We start from the raw sequence: 259 nt of genomic DNA, 5'->3' as shown, positions 1-259 counted from the left end.
GCGAAGGTTCTGTTGGCGTGCGTTCCGATCACCACGACACCCGCGCCCGTGACGCGATCCAGAGCGAGCATGAAAGCCATGCCGAAGCGGTTGCCCGCGAGGAGGAATGGCGTCAGATCGGCCTTGGTGCGCAGATATTGAAGGATCTCGGAATCACGTCGATTGTGCTTTTGGCATCGCGTGAGCGCCACTATGTCGGCCTGGAAGGTTTTGGCATCCACATCGCCCGTACGGAAATCATCTAATCTCTTTCAGACAA

The 259-nt window shown here is 57.1% G+C and carries 1 pseudogene; it reads left to right on the top strand.

Annotated elements, in window-relative coordinates:
- Nucleotides 1–245, top strand: a pseudogene (locus tag SB822_RS58595) (hypothetical protein); the annotation flags it as partial.
- Between the last annotated feature and the right edge of the window lie 14 nt (nucleotides 246–259).

Origin of the sequence: Paraburkholderia sp. SIMBA_054 (genome assembly GCF_046534875.1) — a bacterium.
GTDB lineage: Bacteria > Pseudomonadota > Gammaproteobacteria > Burkholderiales > Burkholderiaceae > Paraburkholderia > Paraburkholderia hospita.
Note: the sequence above shows the minus strand (reverse complement) of the source record. Positions and strands in the feature narration are given on the sequence as shown.